Here is a 22,196-nt window from a genome sequence, read left to right as displayed (position 1 = left end):
AGACGCTGCGCTTTATAAAAATAACAAAAAGCGCGTTTTTTACTGGCGTTGCTGTCTGTGAGCTTAAAGTGCTGCTCAAGGTTTGGGTTTTACTTAACTTATTCGCCCTTAGGGCCGGGTTTGCGGCGGCGGCGTTTTTTAGCTTGCGGGTTAGGCTTGCCATTGTCTGCAGCGGCAGCCATCAGGGCCATGCGAGCGTCTTCATCGGCATTTTGAAAACGTGTCCACCAATCACCCAGCGATTTTTCAACCATGCCGCATTCCGCACGCAGGATCAAAAAGTCATAAGCGGCGCGAAAGCGCTGCTGCTCCATTAAGCGCCATGGGCGGGTGCCCACACGCTGTTCAAAGCGGGGCTGCAATAACCAGATTTCTTTCATGGCCGCGCCATAGCGATTCGGAATCGCCATGCGCTTTTGCACCTTGCTCTCTACCGTATTCATGGCTTCAACCAGAGCGGGCACAGGGTATTCACCTGCAGCCTGGCGCTTAATCCAGTCGGCTTCTACTTCATGCCAGAGCAGGGCTGCAAAAATATAACCGGCAGAAACAGGTTTATCTTCGTTAATCCGCAGATCGGTGCTTTCCAGCGCTTTGCGCAAAAAGGCCGTGGTGTCGGGCTTGGAGAGTTGTTTTTCCAAAAGCGGAAACAGCAGCTTATGCAGGCCATTTTCGCGCAGTGACATCAAACACGCCCATGCACTGCCTGATAAGAGCAGCTTCATCATTTCATCAAATAAACGCGCTGAAGGGATGTTTTCCAGAAGCTTGGCGTGAATCAGAATCGGTGTTTTGGTGGCAGGCGCAATGGAGAGGCCCAGCTTGGCCGAAAGACGAATAGCACGCAGCATCCGCACCGGGTCTTCGCGGTAGCGTACATCCGGATCGCCAATAATGGTCAGGCGTTTGTTTTCCAGATCGGCCACGCCATGATGGAAATCCAGGATTTCTTCAGTGCGCGGGTTGTAGTACAGCGCGTTGACGGTGAAATCACGGCGGGAAGCATCTTCTTCGATATCGCCATAGGCATTGTCGCGCAGGATGCGGCCACTGGCGTCAGTCGGGGCTTCACTGGCGCCACGGAAGGTGGTGACTTCGATGATTTCTTCACCAAAGGGCACATGCACAATGCGAAAGCGGCGGCCAATAATGCGCGAGCGGTGGAACACATGCCGTACTTGTTCTGGTGTGGCGCTGGTGGCCACATCAAAATCTTTGGGCGATTTATCCAGCATCAAATCCCGTACAGCGCCACCGACGATGTAGGCTTCAAAGCCCGCATCTTGCAGGCGGTCACACACTTTAAGTGCGCCAGAATGAAGTTGTTCCCGGCGGATGCCGTAGTGTTTGGCGTGCAGCACACGTTTGCCTGGGCGGCGTAATACTTTGCCGATCAATTTGCGAATCATTTTTGAACCAGTTTTTGAACCAAGTAAGTGCGAAGTGCGGAGAGCTCCTGGCAGCCTGTCGGGCTTAGTATCAGCTGGCTGTAAAATCACCTGACCAGCCCATATTTCATCGTGTTATTTAACCAATAACTCTTTATTGGCGCTGCAAACCCGGCAAAATCTGTTCTTTGTCTTGTAATTTTTATGCGAGCCGCCTGAGCACGGCATGCTACTACGCGTATCGACGGCATTATACAGACCTTGGCAGCGATGTCAGACGCGCTATGAATACTCTGGCAAAAGTTTTCACTTTCGCGGTGTATTTTTATTTCTGTTATATCAATTTAAGGGCAATCTGTAGCTACTGCTTTGCTCATTAATCGGTGATGCTAAGCGTATTCCACATCCTGAGAGCTGTGCATCATGCCTACTTATTCATACCGTCTTGTGAATGTGTTTGCCGAAAATATTTTTGCAGGTAATCCTCTGGCGGTGTTTACCGATGCCCGCGGGCTTGATGAGCAGAGCATGCAATTATTGGCGGCTCAGCTTAATTTATCCGAAACCACCTTTGTTTTTCCCTCCGCCGTGGCCAGTGCAAAGGTCAGAATTTTTACGCCTGTCAATGAAATGCCTTTTGCCGGCCACCCCAGCCTTGGCACGGCAGCGGTGATCAGGGGTGATCGTGATGAGGTAAATTTAGAGCTTAAAGCGGGTGTGATTCCGGTGCGCTTTGATGGTGATGTTGCCACGCTGACGGCAAATACGGCTTCATACCGGGAAGGCCCGCCAGCGGCCAGCCTGGCTCCGGCACTGGGCCTGCCTTTAAGTGCTTTTGCAGGGGATGCTTTATGCGTGGACAGTGGCACAGAGCAGTTGATTATTCCTCTGGCAACTGCTGCTGATGTGCTGGCTTGCCAGCCTGCATCGCATTTGTTTCGTGATGTGGTGCTGCTGGGGCGCAAGCGGGATGGCACGCTGGTCTGGGCCTGGCAGGATGGTGAGATTATCGCGCGCTATTTTTGGTCGCAGCACGGGCAGATTGTGGAAGACAACGGCACCGGCTCGGCCTGCGCTAATTTAGGCGCTTATTTACTAAGGCAAGGCGTGGGTCTGCCTTTTGCCGCAACCATGATTCAGGGCCACAAAGTGGGGCGCCTAGCGCATCTGCGTTTAAGCATCAGAGAGGATGGTCGGGTAGAAGTGGGGGGCAGGGTGGTGGAATTGGGTGGAGGCGAGTTTAATCTTTAACCCGTTTAAGCCTGATTCAGGCATGAAATCGCGCTGATTTCATGCCTGCGTAATTACCAGTACAAATAATGGCAAATTATTACCTTAAAGATAATGCTTATTATCTGTGAGTTTGGCGATATCCGCCGCTGCTTGCCTTTATAATCGTATTTTTCTAAGCCCTCACACACTGCCAGCCATGATCACCCGTCTTGCTACCCCCGCTATTATTTTTTCCCTTTTAATTGCGACTTCTGCACAGGCTTTCGTACCGCCAGTGCCGGATATTGCTGCAAAGGCTTATTTACTCACTGATTATCAAAGCGGCATTCAGCTAGCCGGCCGTGATCCGGAGATGCGTGTAGAGCCCGCTTCTTTAACCAAGCTGATGACGGCATATCTCACTTTTAAATTTGTGAAAGAAGGCAAGTTAAAGCTGGATCAGCAGCTCACCGTTTCGGATAAAGGCTGGCGCACCGAAGGCTCGCGTATGTTCCTTGATCCTAAAACGCCCGTTACGGTAGATAACCTGATCAAGGGCATGATTGTTCAAAGTGGTAACGATGCCTGCGTGACGCTGGCCGAAGCCATTGCCGGCAGCGAAGAAGTATTTGCTCAGCTGATGACCAAAGAAGCCAAGCGTCTTGGCATGAATGGCACTAACTTTAAAAACAGCACCGGCCTGCCTGATCCTGATCACTATATGACCGTAGGCGATTTAGCCAAGCTGGCTGCCGCCATCATCCATGATTTCCCCGAGTTTTATCCTATCTACTCGATGAAAGAATTCGCTTACAACAATATCAAACAGCCTAACCGTAATCTGCTGCTGTACCGCGATCCATTTGTAGATGGTATGAAAACCGGCCACACCGCCAGCGCCGGATATAACCTAGTTGCTTCAACCAAGCGCGATGGCCGCCGTTTGATTTCGGTTGTTGTGGGTACGGCCAGCGATGAAGTTCGTGCAAGCGAATCAAGCAAATTACTGAACTGGGGTATTCAGTTCCAGGAAACCCCGCGCCTTTATGCGGCCAAACAAGCGGTATCCAATGTAGCGGTTTGGAAAGGCAAATCAGATAAGGTGAACGTGGGCTTCTTGGAAGACCGCTTTATTACCGTGGGCCGTGGTGACGCTAAAAACCTGAAAATGGCTTTTACCAGCACCCAGCCGCTGATTGCCCCGATTAAAGTGGGCCAGAATGTAGGTAAATTAACGGTAAGCTTAAATGATAAGCAGCTGGTGGAATTACCGGTAGTGGCTTTGGAAGAAGTACCCGAAGCCAATATCTTTGGCCGCGCATGGGATTCAATCCGCATGTGGTTTAAATCGATTTTTGGTTGATGTCGGCACGATGGCTTTAAAAACCACGTCTTGAACCACAGAGAACACGGAGGACACAGAGTTGCACAGAGAAAACCAAATGAAATAATCGGTTTTTTTTGTGAACGTTGTGTTTTTCATGGAGATCTGTTTTTTAGCGCTCCTGGGGCGTTGGATATCTTTAACACGGAGTACACGGAGAAAAACGAGTTAAAAAGAGTAAACCTCATAGTTTTCTCCGTGAAACTCCGTGTTCTCCGTGGTTCAAGATTTGGGTTTAGTTCGCATACTTGAGTCGTTACAAAGATTGATGGTTTTTTAGCAGGAGCGCCTTATGGATTTCCCCGCACTCACAGGTTTTTTAAATGGCCGTTTTGCGCCGTTGGCCGATTTGCAGATTTCTGTTTTAGACCGCGGATTTTTGTTTGGGGATGGGATCTATGAAGCGATACCCGTTTACAACCGGCACCCTTTAAGGCTGACCGAACATCTGCGCCGCTTGGCAGGCAGTTTGGCGGCGATTAATATGCCCAACCCTTACGGGGCAGAAGAGTGGGCCAGTTTGATTCAAAAGCTGATTGATCAGCAAAGCTTTGGCGACCAAAGCGTTTATATACAAATCACCCGTGGCCCTGCGTTTCCGCGCAATCATGCTTTTCCGGCTGTAACCGAGCCGACAGTCTTTATGTTTGCCGATGAATTATTGCCGCCCACCAGCGAGGCGGTTGCCAATGGTGTGGCGGCAGTGTCGGGCGACGATATTCGCTGGCAGCGCTGCAATATCAAGGCGATTTCACTGCTGGCCAATGTTTTACTTAAGCAGCAGGCTGTGGATGCTGGCGTGGCCGAAACCATTCTTTTTAGGGATGGCCTCTTGATAGAAGGCGCATCCAGCAACATCTTAGTCGTGAAAGAGGGCGTGTTACTTGCCCCGCCTCCCAGCCATTTAATGCTGACAGGCATTACTTATGACTTGGTAATAGAGCTGGCAAGGCAGCATAATATGCCGCTTGAGATTCGCCCGATTAGTGAAGCAACAGTCAGGCTTGCAGATGAAATCTGGCTGACTTCCTCATCCAAAGAAGTGCTGGCGGTAGTGAGCCTGGATGGTCAGACCGTTGGCACTGGCCAGCCGGGGCCGCTGTATCAAGCCATGTATGGCTATTTTCAAGTATTTAAAAACGGGGCAATGCGCCTCGGTGCAGAGTAAAAAAGGTATCAATAATGAGTCAAGACGCGCCTAATCTGGCCGATTTAGTTGAGTTTCCGGCCGAGCTGCCAATGAAGGCGATCAGCCATAAAGATGTGCCGCATGACGAGTTTCATGCCGCAGTGAAAGAGCTGGCGGTATTGCATATCACTGAGTTTAAAGAAGAATGGATTTCCGTTCGCACCAGCAGTGGCGGCAGCTTTATTTCGGTGACCTTATCGGCTACTTACCAATCTGCAGACGAAGTGAATGCGCTCGATTCCGCTTTACGCGCCCATCCGCTCGTGAAGATGGTGATGTGAGTGCCTGAACTCATTATTAAACAGCTGGGCATGCTTGAATACGAGCCAACATGGCGGGCTATGCAGGCATTCACCGAGAATCGCGACGCCGGTACTGCCGATGAAATCTGGCTGGTGGAACATCCTCCGGTTTACACCCAGGGCCAGGCGGGCAAGCCTGAGCATCTGATTGCCGCTACCAGTATCCCTGTAGTGCAAATCGACCGTGGCGGGCAGATTACTTACCACGGCCCGGGCCAGGTCGTGGCTTATGTGCTGCTGGATTTACGCCGCAATGGTCTGGGTGTGCGCGAGCTGGTTAGAAAACTAGAGCAATCTGTTATCGATATCCTTGCTGATTTTGGCGTCACTGCTTACGGCAAAGTGGATGCCCCCGGCGTGTATGTAAACCCGGAGCTGGGCGAAGCAAAAATTGCTTCTCTTGGGTTACGGATTCGCAAGGGCTGCAGTTATCACGGTTTAGCACTGAATGTGAATATGGATTTAACGCCATTTGACTGGATTAATCCCTGTGGCTACGCCGGTATGCGGGTGACTCAGCTCAGCGATTTCGCCAGTGATGCGACATCGGCCGCAATTGCCGGTAAACTTGCCGAAAAAATAGCCTTCCAGATCAAACCCTTAAACGATGTAGGGGTATTAGCGCTTTAAAAATGTGGCGAAGTGATGCCGCTTTTTTCAAATGCCTCTACCTTACTCAGCCAGCGATCAGCCATGACTCAAGACACTAAACAGCCATCGAAAGAAGTGGGCGTAAAGCTCAAAGGCGAAGCCAAAACAGCTCGCATCCCGATTAAGATTGTGCAGCTGGATGAGCGCATCAAAAAGCCGGATTGGATTCGTGTACAAGCGCCATCTTTAAATGGCCGCTTTGGTGAAATCAAGCAAATCCTGCGCAGCCAGAAGCTGCACACCGTGTGTGAAGAAGCCGCCTGTCCTAATATTGGCGAATGCTTTGGTAAAGGCACAGCCACCTTTATGATCATGGGTGACATCTGCACCCGTCGTTGCCCGTTTTGCGATGTAGGCCATGGCCGCCCCAATCCGCTGGATGCGCAAGAGCCTATCCATCTGGGCGAAACCATTGCCGCACTCAAGCTTAAATACGTGGTGATTACCTCGGTAGATCGCGATGATTTACGTGATGGCGGCGCGCAGCATTTTGTGGATTGCATTACACAATCCCGCCTGCAATCGCCTAGCACTCAGGTTGAAGTCTTGGTGCCCGATTTCCGTGGCCGTTTAGATGTGGCGCTAGATTTATTTGCGAATGCCTTGCCTGATGTCTTGAACCACAATCTGGAAACTGCACCGCGCCTTTATAAACAAGCGCGCCCTGGCTCGGATTACCAGCATTCTTTGGATTTACTCAAGCGCTTTAAAGCCATGTATCCTGATGTGCGGACTAAATCCGGCATTATGGTGGGCCTTGGCGAAACCGATGAAGAAGTCATCCAAGTGATGCACGATTTGCGTGCCCACGATGTAGACATGATCACCATCGGCCAATACCTGCAACCTACCGCTACTGGCCACCTGCCGGTGCTGCGTTATGTGCACCCGGATCAGTTTAAAGCCTTCGAAAAACTCGCTTACGAGATCGGATTTAAACACGCTGCCGTAGGCGCCATGGTGCGATCCAGCTACCATGCAGATGAACAAGCGCATGGCGCAGGGGTTTAATCCTCGCTTAAAACGCCACCTAACGCAGGTGGCGTTTTTTTTGCTTACTCATTAATCTGACTCAAACCTTTCATTGTAAAGCCGCGTAAAATCAGCGTTTTGGTTCTGGCAAACATGATGACTCTCAATAGCTACGCAATACTTCGTGCCGTGCATGTCGTTTCTGTACTGCTGTGGATAGGGGGCGTGGCTTTTGTCACGTTGGTGCTGCTGCCTGCATTGCGCCGCCATCAGCAGGATTACGCTACGTTTGAGTTGCTTGAGCATCGCTTTGGCAATCAGGCAAAGCTGATGACGCAGCTGGCGATGTTGTCGGGCGTGGCGATGCTGTGGCTAACGGATAGCTGGAGCCGCTTGCAAGATAGTTGGTGGCTGTGGGCGATGATCATCACTTGGGCAGTTTTTACGCTGATGCTGTTTGTGCTGGAACCCTTAGTGATTCACCGTTGGCTGCACCGGCGTGCCCAGCAAGATCCGCAAGGCACTTTGCGGCTATTACAGAACTTACATTATGCCCTGCTGGCTTTGGGCCTGATTGCTACATTCGGCGGAGTACTGGGCGCACATGGCGGGGCGTGGTTTTGAGGGATTGAAGCCGCAGGGTGGAAGGCGTAACCCGCGATTCAGGCGTGATAAGCCGTGAGGGTTTATAAACCTAAGCCGTCCTTCAATCACTCCCCCCGCGACAGGGTGTGGATTTTCAAGGCTAATTCTTCGCCCAGCCAGCTTGCGCCATTTGTATGCGCTTCTACATCGTCGGCTAGCTCTGGGTGGATCAAGACCGATAGCTCACCACGCTGCTCTTCAAGCAGGGCGCGTACTTCTGCTAGTAAGCTTTCATTAAAATTGATCTCAAACATTGGCCGAGTGTGCGGGCCAACCTCGCGGTGAATTAAATCCCCCATCCAGCAATCATCACTTAAAGACGTTCGAAGCTGGCCGTGCAGCTTTTCTGCGGCGCTGATTTGTTCGGGTAAAAAATAGACGTGGGCGTGATAAATAAGGGGCATACAAAAATCCGGTGATATGGCTTAGCAGCTCAGGGGGCGAATTATGCGGGATTTTTTCAGTTTAATGGCATATTTTGCTGCTTGCGGTACTTTAATACTGGCGATATAGCTCTGGTGTGTTGCCCCAGCACAATTTTTAATTGTAGCGATGCAGGCTTAGCTGATAGTGATCGGAGTTATTTAATGATTATTGTAAAAAAAGAAATAATATATTCAAAATAATGAGTATTCATTGATTTTTTGTACGGTGGCAAGATGCACTCACTCGCCAAGCAGCAGCGAATCGAGAACTCTCAGCCCAACTGCAAAAAGGAATTCAATCATGACCCGCTTAGCTATTTTGACCACCGAGCAATCGCCAGCTTCTTCTTTACCACTATTAGATGCAGTAAAAAAACAACTTGGTGTTGTGCCCAATTTAATGCGTTTGGCAGGCAATAGCCCTGCTGCATTAGAGGGGTATCTCAGCTTAAGTGGCGCGCTGGCCAAGGGCGCACTGGGTGCAAAAACTGGGGAGCGCATTGCCTTGGCGATTGCCGAATTTAACCGCTGCGATTATTGCCTTTCGGCCCATACTTATTTGGCGAGCAATTTGGCTAAGCTGGATGCCGCCGAAATCGAGGCTAATCGTCACGGCAAATCCAATGACCTCAAAGCCGATGCTGCGGTAAGGTTTGCTATCAGCGTGGCGCAACTGCGTGGTCATGTAAGTAATGAAGCCGTTGCTGCGGTGAAAGAAGCTGGCTTTAACGATGCTGAAATCATTGAAATCATCAGCCACGTTGCACTCAATACCCTGACCAACTATATCAACTCCACAGCGCAAACCACCATTGATTTTCCTGTGGTAACGGCTTACGCGGCGTAAATGAAGTGCTGACACGGATGGCGAAGCGTTTATAACGTTTCGCCATTTTTTTTGGGGACTTTAGGATCGCCAGTCCTGCCGGACGGTACGTTTTCAGGCGTAACCTGCGTTCAGGCATGGCAGCAAGCTGGGCAGTAATCAAGTGGCCGTTTGGTGAAAATATTTCAGCGCGGGTTGATAAACCTAACCCGCCCTACATGGCTACAGCGCGCCAACTAAAAAATAAAACAATTGGCTGGGGTGCCTAACGTTTGAGATGAGCGGCATGCGTCCGCTCGATGGATGGGTTAAGGTCAGGTTGGCCAAGTGCGCTCAATGTCTTGTGAGTAGAAGGCGATAGCCTCTTGGTAGGCTTGAATGTAGCCGTCGTTGGACGTCTGTGCTAGCAGCGCGAGCAGGGTTTCGACCGCCAGTTTCGAGCGACCCAGGTTGTGCAGGGCCATAGACAAGAAGACCTTCATTTCGTTCGCGTCGGGAAAGCGCTCCAAGCCCTGGCGAAGCGTAGCCTCTGCTTCGGCAAAGCGACCGAGGGTTCTATATGTGCTCCCGAGGCCAAGAAATGCACTGCGAAGATGCTCGTCGGAAAGACCTCCAGCGATGGCCGCACAATAGTACGGGACTGCAGCCGCTTCTTCGCCAAGGTAGTCGTGAACGCATGCTGCTTCAAATTGGACTTCAGTGTCCGTCGCGCTGCGAACTGCCAGCTCAACCAGTATGTCTCCCGCTTCGTAATGCCTGCCTTCGGCTCGAAGTTTTCTGGCGGTAACGATGTTCATGAGTTCATGCCCCCTAACGTTCAAGGTCCGGTTGACCGTGAGGTTGGGCCTATGTACATGCCCTACTGCCAAACAGCTTTAGTCTTCTTGAGCCACTCCATTCGCTCAGCAAGTCCAATTAGCCCCCCATTAATCGAACGTGTAACAAGCCTGATGTTGTCTTGATCGGCGAGGTTATTGCAGTTCTTCGTTGTCCATTCTGATATTGCAACAGCCAGACACCATGAGGCGCTCATAACCTCATCAGGCTCCTCCACGAAATCAAAAGCAGCGGGAAATCGCCCTTGGACAGAGCGAGTTGCCTCAACATAACTTTCTCTACCGGTCAGTTGTAGTAAGCCTCGCCCTCTGTACCTGAATCCATCATTTGGATTGGTATTGCCCATGCGATTGCCGTAGACCTCATTTGCAAGTTTTTCTGGGTTGTGAGCGTATTCATTTGGATCAAGAGGTCCCTTAGGTTGAAATCGGCTAGGCCATACTTTGGGGAGGCGTTCCGCACTGTAGTTCAAGTTCTCAAACTGAATTGTCAGACCACCAGACTCGTGTAATACCTGGGCCATGAAATGGGCTATCCTGAGCGGCGAACTCGAAATCATGGCGTTATCAAACAGGTGTTGCCCGTTCTGGAATGCCTCGCGATAACTCGACCGAATACTCGGCGCGAGATGAAGAACTTGATTGATTTCTATGGAAATGGTCACGACTAATTCTCCGAAATATTCATTCAGGGATAAGGGGAAGGCTACGCACGAGGCTGTGAAGCAACACCCTTTACCTTCTCATACGTACGCATTGCGCCCAATCCGAGCATCCCGTAGAGGACTGGTTGAATTTCAGCGAAATCAAGCTTTGGCAAGTGACTATTGTCTATCGGGTGTCCAACAACATTTGCGATCATTATGACTATTGGCTGAAAAACGAAAGACCACGCAAACGCCGATCCGCATACCCAGCCGATGAAAGGCCGCCACCCAGCAATAAATACGCTGTTGCTTGCCGCCTCTTGTTTATTGACTTCAATTTGAGCTTTAGCGTTTTCCCACTGCTCCTCCATGTCTTTGAGTGCGCCTTGAAGCTGAGCTTGGGCTAGTGCGGCTTTTGCTTTTTCCGCTTCAGTTTTGTCTGGCCAAATTTTGTCAATACCGGTATTGATAAGATCAATCACACTATCCCAAGGCATAAGTCCGCTCATGATTCTCTCCTAATAAAGAGGTGGTACAACGAAATAGTAGGCCCAACGTGAGATATACACCTACGCAGGTGTATATCTGGTTTATTTATGTGTATAAAAAATCAATTTCTACAGTTTTTTGTTTATTTTCAATCGTTTGGAATCATGTATGCCAGATAGTACATATCACAATAGGATTACGGTTTGTATGCAGTACATGAGCTATAAATAAGTTATGTGTAATATATATGAAATTATTTTAGAATTATTTTATGTTTATTCAATATCATTTTTCTTACTATTTAAGTATTTATCCATTCCTGCGAGTTGGAGCGCAAAGCTACTGTGTTTTTGATGTCACTAATGGTTGATGGATAAATCTCTGCAGATATTACAGATCCAATAATCTCAATCCCAGCGCTCCTCATCCCTCGTATTCCCTCCCCGCAGCTTTCTCTGTATTTGCGATTCTTCTTCCTCGCGCTATGCTGCAATAAATCTTACAAAGGAAGTGCGATATGTTGAATTTGCCCCGGCACCAAATGATGATGACGGTGTTGATGACGCCGGATATGGCTAATTTTTCTGGCAAGGTGCATGGCGGGGCTTTGCTTAAAGAATTGGATCAGGTGGCTTATGCCTGTGCCAGCCGCTATGCGGGGGCTTATGCGGTGACGCTTTCGGTAGATCAGGTGACGTTTAAGCAGCCGGTGTTTGTGGGGGAGCTGGTGCATTTTTTGGCGAGCGTTAATTACACTGGCCGCACTTCAATGGAAGTGGGTATTCGGGTGGTGGCAGAGAATATCCGCACCCAGACTGAGCGCCACACCAATAGTTGTTATTTCACTATGGTGGCGATGGGGGATGATGGCAAATCGGTGGTGGTGCCGCCGCTTAGCCCAGCGAATGAGGATGAAGAGGCTCGCTGGGTGGCTGCCGAAGCTAGGCGGGATATCCGGCTGATGCAGGCAGAGAAAATGGTATTTAAGACAGATTAGGACATGTCTGTTCCCAGATCTATCAACTGAGGTATGTGAGTAGATTTGAATAGACAGGTTTTGGCTCTAGATTTAAAGCCAATTCCTGTCGTATTTTTCTTTAATAACTGGCATTTTAATCGAAAATCCGTTTGATTTCGCAGATTAAATTTTATCCAGTGCTTTAGTATCTGAGGAGTACTTGCATATTGCTGTTTCGCTGGCAGGGGCATAATTGTAATTTGTTTCAATATAGCTTCCACGATCCCCTGTTAAAATAATGTTAACTTTACTATTTGCATTTGGATAGTGATTTTCACCATCACCACCATACCAATGGCCTTTATTTAGGTCATAGGCATATTGATTTCCTAAGATACTAACTTTTAATATCAGTCTATTAAAATCATTTACAACAGGTGCTGTGGCTGACTGGCCGCTTTTTATGATTGATGGAGAAAAGTTATAAGGGCTCGCCTCAACTATTTCAACATCAATTCCTAGTGTATTCACAATGCTTAAAGTTCCCAATTTCTATCTCCTTCACTATTTGAAATAACAAATGTTTAATAAAAACTACAAGTTAAATTTATTACAAGTGGCGATTCTCCAACTGGAAAATCAGTACCTATCATAGAGTAAATTTCTTTTTTTGCAATTTACGTGTTGTTTTGTAGTAAGATTTTTTTTTGGGGATATCATGCTTGAGCGATGAAAATTTGCATGTTGTAGATGGGTTATTGTGATGATCGTGGGGGGGGGGCGATCTGAAAAAAATTACATTTAAAATTAGTGGTTTGAGCTGAAGCGGGCATAAAAAAACGCCACTTCCAAAGAAGTGGCGTTTTTGTCTAAGCGAGCCGTCTGGCTATAAAGCCCGATGGCTAAGGCTTAATTACATACCCATGCCGCCCATTCCACCCATGCCGCCCATATCTGGCATGCCGCCTGCGCCTTCTTCTTTTGGCAGCTCAGCAATCATGCAGTCTGTGGTCAGCATCAGGCCAGCGATCGATGCTGCGTGTTGCAGTGCCGAGCGGGTTACTTTAGCCGGGTCAAGAACACCCATTTCTACCATATCGCCGTAAACGCCAGTACCGGCGTTGTAACCGAAGTTACCCTTGCCTTCCAGTACTTTAGAAACAACAACGCTAGGCTCGTCACCCGCGTTTTGTACGATCTGACGCAGTGGCGCTTCGATGGCTTTCAGTACGATCTTGATACCTGCGTCCTGATCAACGTTAGCGCCTTTCAGGTCAATGATAGAAGAGCGTGCGCGCAGCAGAGCTACACCACCACCAGCCACAATGCCTTCTTCCACAGCTGCGCGTGTTGCGTGCAGTGCGTCTTCAACGCGGGCTTTCTTTTCTTTCATTTCAACTTCAGTTGCGGCACCCACCTTGATCACTGCAACGCCGCCAGCCAGTTTAGCTACGCGCTCTTGCAGTTTTTCACGATCGTAATCGCTGCTTGCATCTTCGATTTGCTTACGGATCAGGCCAACGCGTGTTTTGATGCTTTCTTCATTACCCGCGCCATCGATGATGATGGTGTTTTCTTTAGATACTTCGATACGCTTAGCAGAACCCAGCTCAGCCAGTGTGGCTTTTTCTAAGGTCAGGCCTACTTCTTCAGCGATCACGGTTGCGCCAGTCAGTGTAGCGATGTCTTCCAGCATGGCTTTACGACGATCGCCAAAGCCAGGAGCTTTAACTGAAACAGTTTTCAGAATACCGCGGATGTTGTTCACTACCAGAGTCGCCAGCGCTTCGCCGTCTACATCTTCAGCAATAATCAACAGTGGGCGGCCTGCTTTAGCCACTTGTTCAAGTACCGGCAGCAGGTCACGGATGTTGCTGATTTTCTTGTCGAAAAGCAGAACAAACGGATTGTCCAACAGGGCAATTTGTTTTTCAGGGTTATTGATGAAGTACGGTGAGAGGTAGCCGCGGTCAAACTGCATACCTTCAACTACATCCAGCTCGTCTTCAAGGCCGCTACCGTCTTCAACGGTAATCACGCCTTCTTTACCTACTTTTTCCATCGCAGCAGCGATTTTTTCGCCGATGATTTCGTCGCTGTTAGCAGAGATAGAGCCAACTTGCGCGATTTCTTTAGTGGTAGAGCAAGGCTTAGCAATGTTTTTCAGCTCGCCAACTAAAGCGATTACGGCTTTGTCGATACCGCGCTTCAGATCCATTGGGTTCATGCCAGCGGCTACGTATTTCATGCCTTCTTGTACGATGGCTTGAGCCAGTACGGTCGCTGTTGTTGTACCGTCACCGGCGATGTCAGAAGTCTTAGATGCAACTTCCTTCACCATTTGTGCGCCCATGTTTTCGAACTTGTCTTTCAGTTCGATTTCTTTGGCTACCGATACACCGTCTTTGGTGATGGTAGGCGCGCCGTAGCTGCGTTCCAGCACAACGTTACGGCCCTTAGGGCCCAGCGTTACTTTTACTGCATCAGCCAGAATATTTACACCAGCTACCATGCGGGCACGGGCGGAATCACCGAATTTAACTTCTTTTGCTGCCATGTTTATTTACTCCGTAATAGTTTGAGATCGGGCCGGGCCAAAGCCCAGGCAATGACGGGATCAGGCTTAGCCTTCGATCACGCCCATGATGTCTTCTTCACGCATTACAAGCAGTTCGTCGCCATCTACTTTCACGGTTTGGCCGCTGTACTTACCAAAAATAACCTTGTCGCCTGCTTTAACTGCCATTGGGCGTACAGAGCCGTTTTCTAAAATCTTACCGTTACCGACGGCAACCACTTCGCCCATATCCGGCTTTTCAGCAGCGTTACCCGGCAACACGATGCCAGATGCAGTTTTTTCTTCAGCTTCAACGCGTTTGATTACTACACGGTCATGCAAAGGACGAATTTTCATGGTGTTCACTCTCCAGATAAAAAAGTGGCATTCAATGCTTGGCCAAACGGCCTACAGAACGCTGTTAGCACTCACTGCTAACGAGTGCTAGATGGTATGGGCGAGGCAAGGTCTTTTCAAGTGGGGAAGATGCGATATTTTTTTAATGTGGATTTTTGCTGATGCTGAGTATGCAAAAACCTTCAGCACGAAAAGGATATTTTGTAAGAATCTATTTTAATGGGAATCATTATCATTTATAATAATGACACTGAGTTACATACTTCAGCTTCTGTCGATTTCCTTACATAAAGGACAAATTGAGTGATCAGTTTGTCCTTTGTGCTTATAAAAATGAGTTTGAGCAAAATGAAAATCCAAAATACAGCAATGGTGCTTGCACTTGCTGCCGCCTTTAGCGCTTCTGCTTTTGCCAGCCAGACCAAGGGCAAGGACGCAAGCGAAGCCGCTGCAAAAAAGCCAGCTGAATCTACCTTGCCTGCGATCACTGTATTTGGCGAAAAAACAGGCAGCGTCACCGTGGGCCGCTCTTATTTAGATCACGAAGATATTGAACGCCAGCAGGCTGGCAATGTGGCTGCCCTGCTCGATACTCTGCCAGGGGTGGATTTAACCGGCACATCACGCCCCAGCGGGCAAACTTTGAATATCTGGGGCTTTAATAAGGTACAGGATGTCAAAGTGATTGTGGATGGCGCGCCTAAGGGCTTTGAAAAATACCGCCAGGGGTCGATTTTTATTGAGCCTGAGCTGGTGAAGCAAATTGAAGTCAATAAAGGCCCGCACACCTCTATGTATGGCAATGGTGGCTTTGGCGGGGTGATCACCATTGAGACAAAAGACGCGAAAGATCTCTTGCAGGGCGATGCTAATCTGGGCGCTTTGCTCAAGTACTCGCACCAGACCAATAATCATGAGCAAGATACAACGGCGGCGGTGTATGGCCGCACTGAAGATGGCCGTTTTGATGCGCTGGTGTATTTTACCCAGCGCGAATCCGATGATTTGCGTAAACCCAATGGCGATCCTTTTCGCTTCTCTGCCATTGATGCGCCATCCAGCCTTGCAAAACTTAATATCCGCCTGACAGAAGATCAGCTGCTCACGCTATCGGCCATGCAGGGCCGCAGCAGTGCATGGGCGCCTTTTGCTGCGCTGGGTGAAGACGCGCCAGCGCCCACCGATGCAGAAATTAAAAAATTTGGTTTTGATGAAGCATGGAAGCGCAAGGTGCTGTACCGGGATCAGGAAGACACTACCTATACGGCAAAATGGCGCTTTAGCCCAAGCGATAATCCACTGATTAATGTGCTGGCAAGCTACGGCTACTCTAAAACCAATCAGCACGACCAGCGTTCAGCTACGGCATCTGTGGGCTCATTTTTGGGATCATTAGGCAATGAAAGCTGGGCAACTTACACCGATAAGCTGGCTGAATTACGTAATGAAAGCCAGTTTACAAGCGGCCCCTTTGAGCATGTGCTGAGTGTTGGCGGGCAGTGGCATGATAATCAGCGTGATACCTTGATGTATTACCCCAGCAGCACGGCAATTAAAGAGGCCAGTTATAACTACGGCTATTTCCAGCCTTACTATATGCCTGCAGGCCAGCAAAGAGGGCTGGGCGTTTATCTGCAGGATGCCGTGAGCTATGGCGATGTGACACTGACAGCAGCAGTACGCTATGACCACATCACCGCAGAAGGCGTGCCGAACCGTGCGTCTCGTTATAACAGCCCGCTGCCTGCGGCAGGCCACGATTACAGCGAAGCCAGATTCGAAGGTTTTTCGCCCAGATTAGGCCTGTTCTGGAAAGCCACTAACCATGCTTCGTTCTTTGCTGATATCAGCCAGACATGGCGCGCCCCGACGATAGATGAGCTGTATTCCAGCGAGTATTACGTTTCAGCCGATAAAGCATCATCCACTCCAGGCACCAGCCGTGGCCTTGATGTTGAGCGCATTACCGCCGCGCGTGTGGGCGCAATGTGGGATCAGCAGGGCCTGTTCACGGGTAACGACAGCGCACAGCTGCGCTTTACCCTCTATCAAAACCGGGTAACAGACAATATCGGCCCGCGCCTTGGCGTATTGGTGCCCGGCTATACCCCGGCCGACCGGGATAAATTACCGCCCGCTCTCTCTAATTACCGCAATCTAAGCGGCTATAAAACCGAAGGGATGGAGATTGAAACCTTTTATAACACCCGCTATTTCTTTGCCAATGCCTCTTTGTCGATGCAATATGGCAGAAGAAACGGTGGTCAGCGCGATCCATGGGGCAGCGATGAGCCGGTATCCAGTGTGGCACCGGATAAGCTGATGACCGGGCTGGGCTTTAAGCTGCCTGAGCAGGGCATTACTGCAGGCTGGCAGGGTAAATTTGTAGGCGAGCAGGATAAAGTTCTGCCACTTGGTAATGTGTATCGCCTGCCGCCATCCAAAGGCTATGGCTTGCATACGCTGTTTGCCAGCTGGATAGGGCGGGGCGATGGCTTAAACGGCTTAGAGGCAAGGCTGACGATTGATAATCTGTTTAATCGTGATTACCAGCCTTACCTCAGCGAAGGCGTAACCGGAGTGGGGCGCAATTACAAGCTCAGCATTTCTAAATCATTCTGATTTGCTTAACTGCATTTTCGCGCATTTGCGCAGCAATTCAAGGATGCAAGGCGATGCCTGATCATTCACCCTGGTGGTGTTTTTAGCTGATTTCTTATTTTTGAATTGATTACCGGCGTCATCTTAAACTAGATGATTTCATCGGGGCGGGCCAGTTGGCCCGCCTTTTTTATTGCCCGTTTCCAGATTATTTTTATCGCCGCCAGTGCTTTTATCTGGGGGATTGAGCTGCCTGGGCTAAAATGGCTTATCCGAAGCTTTAAGTTTTAATATGAAAAACACTAATTTACTGGCACGAAGCTTGGCGGCAGTATGGCATCCATGTACGCAAATGAAGCGGCATGAAAGTTTTCCGCTGATTCCTATTGCCCGTGCACAGGGTGCGTGGCTGTACGATGCAGATGGCAAACGGTATCTGGACGCGGTTTCCAGCTGGTGGGTCAATTTATTTGGCCACGGCGAGCCCAGAGTTAAAGCGGCGATTTGTCAGCAAATGGATAGCCTGGAGCATGTAATGCTGGCGGGCTTTACCCATCAGCCCGTAGTGGAATTATCTGAGCGGCTGGCCACGCTGACAGGTTTGGGCCATGCCTTTTATGGCTCTGATGGTGCCTCTGCGATTGAAGTTTCATTGAAAATGTCGGTGCATTACTGGCGAAACTTGGGGCAGGCGGAAAAAAATCGTTTTATTTATTTAGAAAATAGTTACCACGGCGAAACAGCAGGGGCTTTATCGGTGACCGATGTGCCCATTTTTCGCAGCGCATACGCCCCAATGGTGAGAGAAAACTTCTGCGTGATGAATCCCGATGCCCGCCAGGCGCTGGCAGGCGAAACGGCTGCAGATGTGGCGGAGCGCGCGATTCAGGCTTTGACTGCTACGCTGGATCAGCATCATCAGGAAATTGCCGCGCTGATTATTGAGCCTCTGGTGCAAGGCGCAGCAGGGATGGCGATGTATGACCTCAGCTATCTGCAAAAAGCGCGTGCGCTCTGTGACAGATACCAGGTGCATTTAATTTGCGATGAGATTGCTGTGGGTTTTGGCCGTACAGGGTCTATGTTTGCTTATAAGCAGGCAAATATAAAACCAGATTTTTTATGCCTTTCCAAGGGGATTACCGGCGGCTTTTTACCGCTGGCCGTGGTACTGAGCCGGGATGAAATTTACGCTGCTTTTTATCACGATGATATTCATCGGGCCTTTTTGCATTCGCATTCTTATACCGGCAACCCTTTGGCCTGTGCAGCGGCTCTGGCGGTTCTGGATATTTTTGAAAAAGAGGATGTGATTGCTGTAAATGCTGAAAAAGCACAGCGCTGGGAGGCGATTTTTGCCCCGCTGGCGGCTCATCCCAAGGTTAAAAACTACCGGCGCTGCGGAATGATCTGGGCTTTTGATGTGCCTGATGCCGCGCCCGGCTTTGCTCAGCATTTCTTTGCTGCGGCCTTGGAGCAGTCACTTTTACTCCGGCCGATTGGTAATACCGTTTATTTTATGCCGCCCTATTGCTTAACTGATGCAGAGGCTGCGCATTTATTGTCAGGCACACTGGCTGCTTTAGATGTGGTGGAAAATGTTATTTCGGAGTTTGTTGATGCCGTTGTCGCTTAAATTACCGCCTTTTGAGCCAAACCTTGCCACCAGCGTTGAAACTAACCCAAAGCGCTTAAGGGAATGGCTGATTGCTTTGCCCATGGCCAATCCCCTTGTGGCTGGCCGGCAGCTGTGCGACGCACTGGCTGCGTGTAACCGCGTTAAAATTAATGCAGATGACCGCATTAAATTGCTGGATGAATACAGCGCAATCCAGGGGATGCTGGCTTCTGAGCTGTCGGTGCTTTACCGCGTACCCGGTTTACCCTTAAAAGAGCAGGCACAGACCGCGGCACATTTGGCCCGCCGCCTTTGCTTGGAGCTGGCGGATGGCTACAAAATTGCGCTGACAGATCGTTTGGATAAGCGGCTTTCTTTTGGCAATAACAAGGTTGTTCCGGTTTTAATTCAAAAAATATTGTCCCAGTTCTACAGCCTTTTTCAGCTGAGCTGCCGTGTTTATTCTGCAATGCCGGAAGGCATCTGGCTGGAGGCGCATAAATTATTCAGATACGCGATTGAAGCGCATTTAATTGATCAGAGTTCAACTGAAACAGCACCCAGCCTGGCCCGCACCTACAAATATATTTTGCTACTGTCATTGGCCGAGCCGCAACGTTTTGCAGGGGCTGAGCTGGATAAAGTACTGGAGATTGTTGAAAACTACGCGGGATATGCACATTTTCAGCCTGTTTCTCAGCTTGGCAATGCGGCAGGCTTCTTTTTGGTAAATTTAGAAGAAGATAAACCGCCTCAGTACCTTGGAACCCGCACGCTGGAGGGGTATTCAGGCGGAGCTGTGCTGCTTGATACATCCGAGCTGGTACGGCATTTACACAAATCCTTAGCGGCTTTAGAAGCCAAAGCGCCGCTGGCGCAAGACCGCAGCAAGGTGCTGATGTGGATAGAAATTTTGCGCCGGGTATCCCGCCAGTGGACGATTGCAGCAAAGCGTACTTTTCAAAGAATTGCCTCAAATACGCCGGTTAATTTGTGCCTGGGCTTAAGGTCAGCAGTGCTGTGCGTTAATGATGGCCATCGCTTATTACAGCCAGAAAATATTTTTGAAGAAGATTTGGAAGAAAACCAAGACGCCTTACCGGTAACGCATTGGAGAGTCATCAATGAAAGCCCCGGTGGTTATGCTCTGGTATCTGAAAACATGCCAGCTGAGCGGGTAAGGGCGGGGGAAATTGTTGCTCTGCGTGCGCAGGGGCATGATCACTGGATGGTGGCTTCTGTGCGCTGGCTGCAGCAAATGGACAAGCAATGCCTGGAAATAGGCCTGCAAATTATGACTGTCCGCGCTTCTGCCGTGATGTTCCGGCCTACGATAGGGCGTAAAGGTGAGCAGTATCAGCCTGCATTACTGATGCCCGAAATTCCTGCACTTAAGCAGGCGCCCATGCTGGCTGCGCCTAAGGGGACCTACATTAGCCTGCGCGAATTATCCTTGCTTACCGCTGAGGGCGAGGTACTGATCCGGGCGGGAAAATTAGTTGAGCAGCAAATGGGCTATGACTTATTTGAGTATCAGATAACGGAGGAAGCCCTAGTGTAGTGCGGGTTGCAGCAGCCTCTGTGACGGGGGGATTTTGCATTCAAATCCTTTCATTAAGCTGTTATTCCATGTGGTATTAGCGACAACTCTGTGAGCCGCTTACCGTTTCAGGGTAAAATGGGCGGTTTTCTTCCGCCTGCCTTTGATGAATCCCTATGAATCTGCTTGTCCTCGGCGTTAATTACCACACTGCACCCGTTGCAGTCAGGGAGAGGCTCGCGTTTACTCCGGCAGAAGTGCCAACCGCTTTAGCGATGCTGAGCGCCGAGCATGGTGTGTCAGAAGCCGCTATTGTTTCTACCTGTAATCGCACCGAGCTGTACTGCAATGCCAGAGAGCCGCAGCAGGTACTGGCGTGGCTGGCGAACACACGCGGGCATAGCGTAGAAGATATCGAGCCGCATCTGTATTTGCTCAATGGTGGCGATGCGGCCAGCCATGCTTTCAGAGTGGCGAGTGGTCTGGATTCAATGGTGCTGGGTGAAACTCAGATTTTAGGCCAGCTTAAAGACGCAGAGCGTTTTGCCAGAGATGCCGGCACCATGGGAGTGCTGCTCAATGGCGTCTTTCAGCGCGCTTTTTCGGTGGCAAAAGAAGTCAGAACTCAAACACGGATTGGCGCAGCATCCGTCTCAATGGCGGCTGCATCCGTGCGTTTAGCCGAGCGGCTTTTCCCCTCGGTATCATCCTGTAAGGTGCTCTTTATCGGCGCAGGAGAAATGATCGAACTCTGCGCCACGCATTTTCACGCCCGTGGCCCCAAGCAAATTACCGTAGCCAATCGCACCATAGAGCGGGGAGAGATTCTGGCGAAGAAATTTGGCGGTGAAGCGATTTTGCTGACTGATTTGCCATCCAGATTGGCCGAGTTTGATATCGTGGTGACCTCCACCGCAGCCCCGTTGCCTATTGTGGGCAAGGGCATGGTAGAGCGGGCGCTGAAAGAGCGTAAACACCGCCCCATTTTTATGGTGGATCTGGCTGTGCCACGGGATGTAGAGGAAGAGGTTGGTGATCTTGCGGATGTTTATCTGTATACCGTAGACGATCTGGCCGAAGTGGTACGCCAGGGTCAGGAATCGAGAGCGGGTGAGGTGGAATCGGCCGAAGCGATTATTACCGAGCGTGTCGGGGATTTTCATCGCTGGGTATCCAGCCGGGCACTTGTCCCTACGATCCGTGATTTAAAAGATTATGCCGACCGCATCGCCCGGCATGAGCTGGAGAAAGCCCAGAAAAAACTGGCTGCAGGCGAAAACGCAGAAGCTGTACTCGCAGAATTCTCACGTCAAATGGCCAATAAATTTATGCACGCTCCGCTGGCCGCTTTAAACAATGTCTTGCCGGAAGAGCAGGAAAACACCCTAGCCACCGTGCGCCGCCTCTACCGCCTGCACGAGTAGCTGCGCTGCCAGCTAGCCATCATTATTATTAAAACAGTACCTAAAACCCAAATCTTGCACCACGGAGGACACAGAGCGCACGGAGAAAACCTTGACGTGAATTAAGCACTTTTTTACCGCAGCTTAATCTTTCCCGGTTTTGTTTTTCTCCGTGAGACTCCGTGTTCTCCTTTTA

General features: G+C 49.8%; 21 protein-coding genes. 13 read left to right on the top strand and 8 right to left on the bottom strand.

Annotated elements, in window-relative coordinates:
- Positions 1-98: 98 nt before the first annotated feature.
- Positions 99-1,409 (bottom strand): polynucleotide adenylyltransferase PcnB, encoded by a 1,311-nt coding sequence (gene pcnB, locus CSQ88_RS04255; protein WP_099396887.1) that lies wholly within the window; start codon positions 1,407-1,409, stop codon positions 99-101.
- Positions 1,410-1,811: 402 nt separating this feature from the next.
- Here pcnB and CSQ88_RS04250 point away from each other — a divergent pair, with 402 nt between their 5' ends.
- The 7 genes from CSQ88_RS04250 to CSQ88_RS04220 all read left to right on the top strand — a co-directional run bounded on the left by CSQ88_RS04250 (position 1,812) and on the right by CSQ88_RS04220 (position 7,722).
- On the top strand, positions 1,812-2,639 hold the full coding sequence (locus CSQ88_RS04250) for a PhzF family phenazine biosynthesis protein (RefSeq protein ID WP_099396859.1): 828 nt from the start codon (positions 1,812-1,814) through the stop codon (positions 2,637-2,639).
- Positions 2,640-2,817: 178 nt separating this feature from the next.
- Positions 2,818-3,963, top strand: coding sequence for a D-alanyl-D-alanine carboxypeptidase family protein (locus CSQ88_RS04245; RefSeq protein ID WP_099396886.1), 1,146 nt, complete (start codon positions 2,818-2,820; stop codon positions 3,961-3,963).
- Between the two features lie 313 nt (positions 3,964-4,276).
- Positions 4,277-5,152, top strand: a complete 876-nt coding sequence (locus tag CSQ88_RS04240; protein ID WP_099396858.1) for a D-amino acid aminotransferase — start codon at positions 4,277-4,279, stop codon at positions 5,150-5,152.
- A 14-nt stretch (positions 5,153-5,166) separates the two neighbouring features.
- The gene (locus tag CSQ88_RS04235; protein WP_099396857.1) at positions 5,167-5,454 is read left to right on the top strand and encodes a YbeD family protein; all 288 of its coding nucleotides are present in this window, start codon (positions 5,167-5,169) and stop codon (positions 5,452-5,454) included.
- Positions 5,455-6,105, top strand: coding sequence for a lipoyl(octanoyl) transferase LipB (lipB, locus tag CSQ88_RS04230; protein ID WP_099396856.1), 651 nt, complete (start codon positions 5,455-5,457; stop codon positions 6,103-6,105). It begins immediately after the preceding gene.
- A 63-nt stretch (positions 6,106-6,168) separates the two neighbouring features.
- Positions 6,169-7,137: a lipoyl synthase gene (gene lipA, locus CSQ88_RS04225; protein WP_099396885.1), complete on the top strand. Its 969-nt coding sequence runs from the start codon at positions 6,169-6,171 to the stop codon at positions 7,135-7,137.
- A gap of 114 nt (positions 7,138-7,251) precedes the next feature.
- The gene (locus CSQ88_RS04220) at positions 7,252-7,722 is read left to right on the top strand and encodes a hypothetical protein (RefSeq protein ID WP_218962992.1); all 471 of its coding nucleotides are present in this window, start codon (positions 7,252-7,254) and stop codon (positions 7,720-7,722) included.
- Positions 7,723-7,808: 86 nt separating this feature from the next.
- On the opposite strand, the gene CSQ88_RS04215 is transcribed toward CSQ88_RS04220, so the two are convergent.
- Positions 7,809-8,147, bottom strand: coding sequence for a DOPA 4,5-dioxygenase family protein (locus CSQ88_RS04215; RefSeq protein WP_099396854.1), 339 nt, complete (start codon positions 8,145-8,147; stop codon positions 7,809-7,811).
- A gap of 322 nt (positions 8,148-8,469) precedes the next feature.
- Between CSQ88_RS04215 and CSQ88_RS04210 the strand changes: the two genes are divergently transcribed.
- Entirely contained in the window at positions 8,470-9,015 is a 546-nt protein-coding gene (locus CSQ88_RS04210; protein ID WP_099396853.1) for a carboxymuconolactone decarboxylase family protein, read from the top strand.
- Positions 9,016-9,308: 293 nt separating this feature from the next.
- Here CSQ88_RS04210 and CSQ88_RS04205 read toward each other — a convergent pair whose 3' ends face one another.
- The 3 genes from CSQ88_RS04205 to CSQ88_RS04195 all read right to left on the bottom strand — a co-directional run bounded on the left by CSQ88_RS04205 (position 9,309) and on the right by CSQ88_RS04195 (position 10,986).
- Positions 9,309-9,791: a tetratricopeptide repeat protein gene (locus CSQ88_RS04205; RefSeq protein ID WP_099396852.1), complete on the bottom strand. Its 483-nt coding sequence runs from the start codon at positions 9,789-9,791 to the stop codon at positions 9,309-9,311.
- Positions 9,792-9,853: 62 nt separating this feature from the next.
- Positions 9,854-10,495: a glycoside hydrolase family 19 protein gene (locus CSQ88_RS04200; RefSeq protein WP_099396851.1), complete on the bottom strand. Its 642-nt coding sequence runs from the start codon at positions 10,493-10,495 to the stop codon at positions 9,854-9,856.
- 41 nt (positions 10,496-10,536) lie between these two features.
- Positions 10,537-10,986 carry a 3TM-type holin gene (locus CSQ88_RS04195; RefSeq protein WP_099396850.1) on the bottom strand — a complete coding sequence of 150 codons (450 nt, stop codon included), beginning with the start codon at positions 10,984-10,986 and terminating at the stop codon, positions 10,537-10,539.
- Positions 10,987-11,483: 497 nt separating this feature from the next.
- Between CSQ88_RS04195 and CSQ88_RS04190 the strand changes: the two genes are divergently transcribed.
- Positions 11,484-11,963: an acyl-CoA thioesterase gene (locus CSQ88_RS04190; RefSeq protein ID WP_218962991.1), complete on the top strand. Its 480-nt coding sequence runs from the start codon at positions 11,484-11,486 to the stop codon at positions 11,961-11,963.
- Positions 11,964-12,107: 144 nt separating this feature from the next.
- Here CSQ88_RS04190 and CSQ88_RS04185 read toward each other — a convergent pair whose 3' ends face one another.
- The 3 genes from CSQ88_RS04185 to groES form a co-directional block, all read right to left on the bottom strand.
- The gene (locus tag CSQ88_RS04185; protein ID WP_099396849.1) at positions 12,108-12,473 is read right to left on the bottom strand and encodes a hypothetical protein; all 366 of its coding nucleotides are present in this window, start codon (positions 12,471-12,473) and stop codon (positions 12,108-12,110) included.
- A 364-nt stretch (positions 12,474-12,837) separates the two neighbouring features.
- Positions 12,838-14,481 carry a chaperonin GroEL gene (gene groL / locus CSQ88_RS04180; protein WP_099396848.1) on the bottom strand — a complete coding sequence of 548 codons (1,644 nt, stop codon included), beginning with the start codon at positions 14,479-14,481 and terminating at the stop codon, positions 12,838-12,840.
- A gap of 66 nt (positions 14,482-14,547) precedes the next feature.
- Positions 14,548-14,838, bottom strand: a complete 291-nt coding sequence (groES, locus tag CSQ88_RS04175) for a co-chaperone GroES (RefSeq protein WP_046350280.1) — start codon at positions 14,836-14,838, stop codon at positions 14,548-14,550.
- Between the two features lie 348 nt (positions 14,839-15,186).
- Here groES and CSQ88_RS04170 point away from each other — a divergent pair, with 348 nt between their 5' ends.
- The 4 genes from CSQ88_RS04170 (at position 15,187) to hemA (ending at position 22,021) form a co-directional block, all read left to right on the top strand.
- Positions 15,187-17,460, top strand: a complete 2,274-nt coding sequence (locus tag CSQ88_RS04170) for a TonB-dependent hemoglobin/transferrin/lactoferrin family receptor (RefSeq protein ID WP_180273522.1) — start codon at positions 15,187-15,189, stop codon at positions 17,458-17,460.
- A gap of 271 nt (positions 17,461-17,731) precedes the next feature.
- Positions 17,732-19,075, top strand: a complete 1,344-nt coding sequence (bioA, locus tag CSQ88_RS04165; RefSeq protein ID WP_099396846.1) for an adenosylmethionine--8-amino-7-oxononanoate transaminase — start codon at positions 17,732-17,734, stop codon at positions 19,073-19,075.
- Positions 19,059-20,618: a hypothetical protein gene (locus CSQ88_RS04160; protein WP_099396845.1), complete on the top strand. Its 1,560-nt coding sequence runs from the start codon at positions 19,059-19,061 to the stop codon at positions 20,616-20,618. Before bioA ends, CSQ88_RS04160 begins: the two co-directional genes overlap by 17 nt.
- Positions 20,619-20,773: 155 nt before the next feature.
- On the top strand, positions 20,774-22,021 hold the full coding sequence (hemA, locus tag CSQ88_RS04155) for a glutamyl-tRNA reductase (protein ID WP_099396844.1): 1,248 nt from the start codon (positions 20,774-20,776) through the stop codon (positions 22,019-22,021).
- Positions 22,022-22,196 lie beyond the last annotated feature (175 nt).

The organism is Iodobacter sp. BJB302 (assembly GCF_002735645.1).
GTDB lineage: Bacteria > Pseudomonadota > Gammaproteobacteria > Burkholderiales > Chitinibacteraceae > Iodobacter.
The sequence above is the reverse complement of the archived record's forward strand: the minus strand, read 5'-3'. Positions and strand labels throughout refer to the sequence as shown.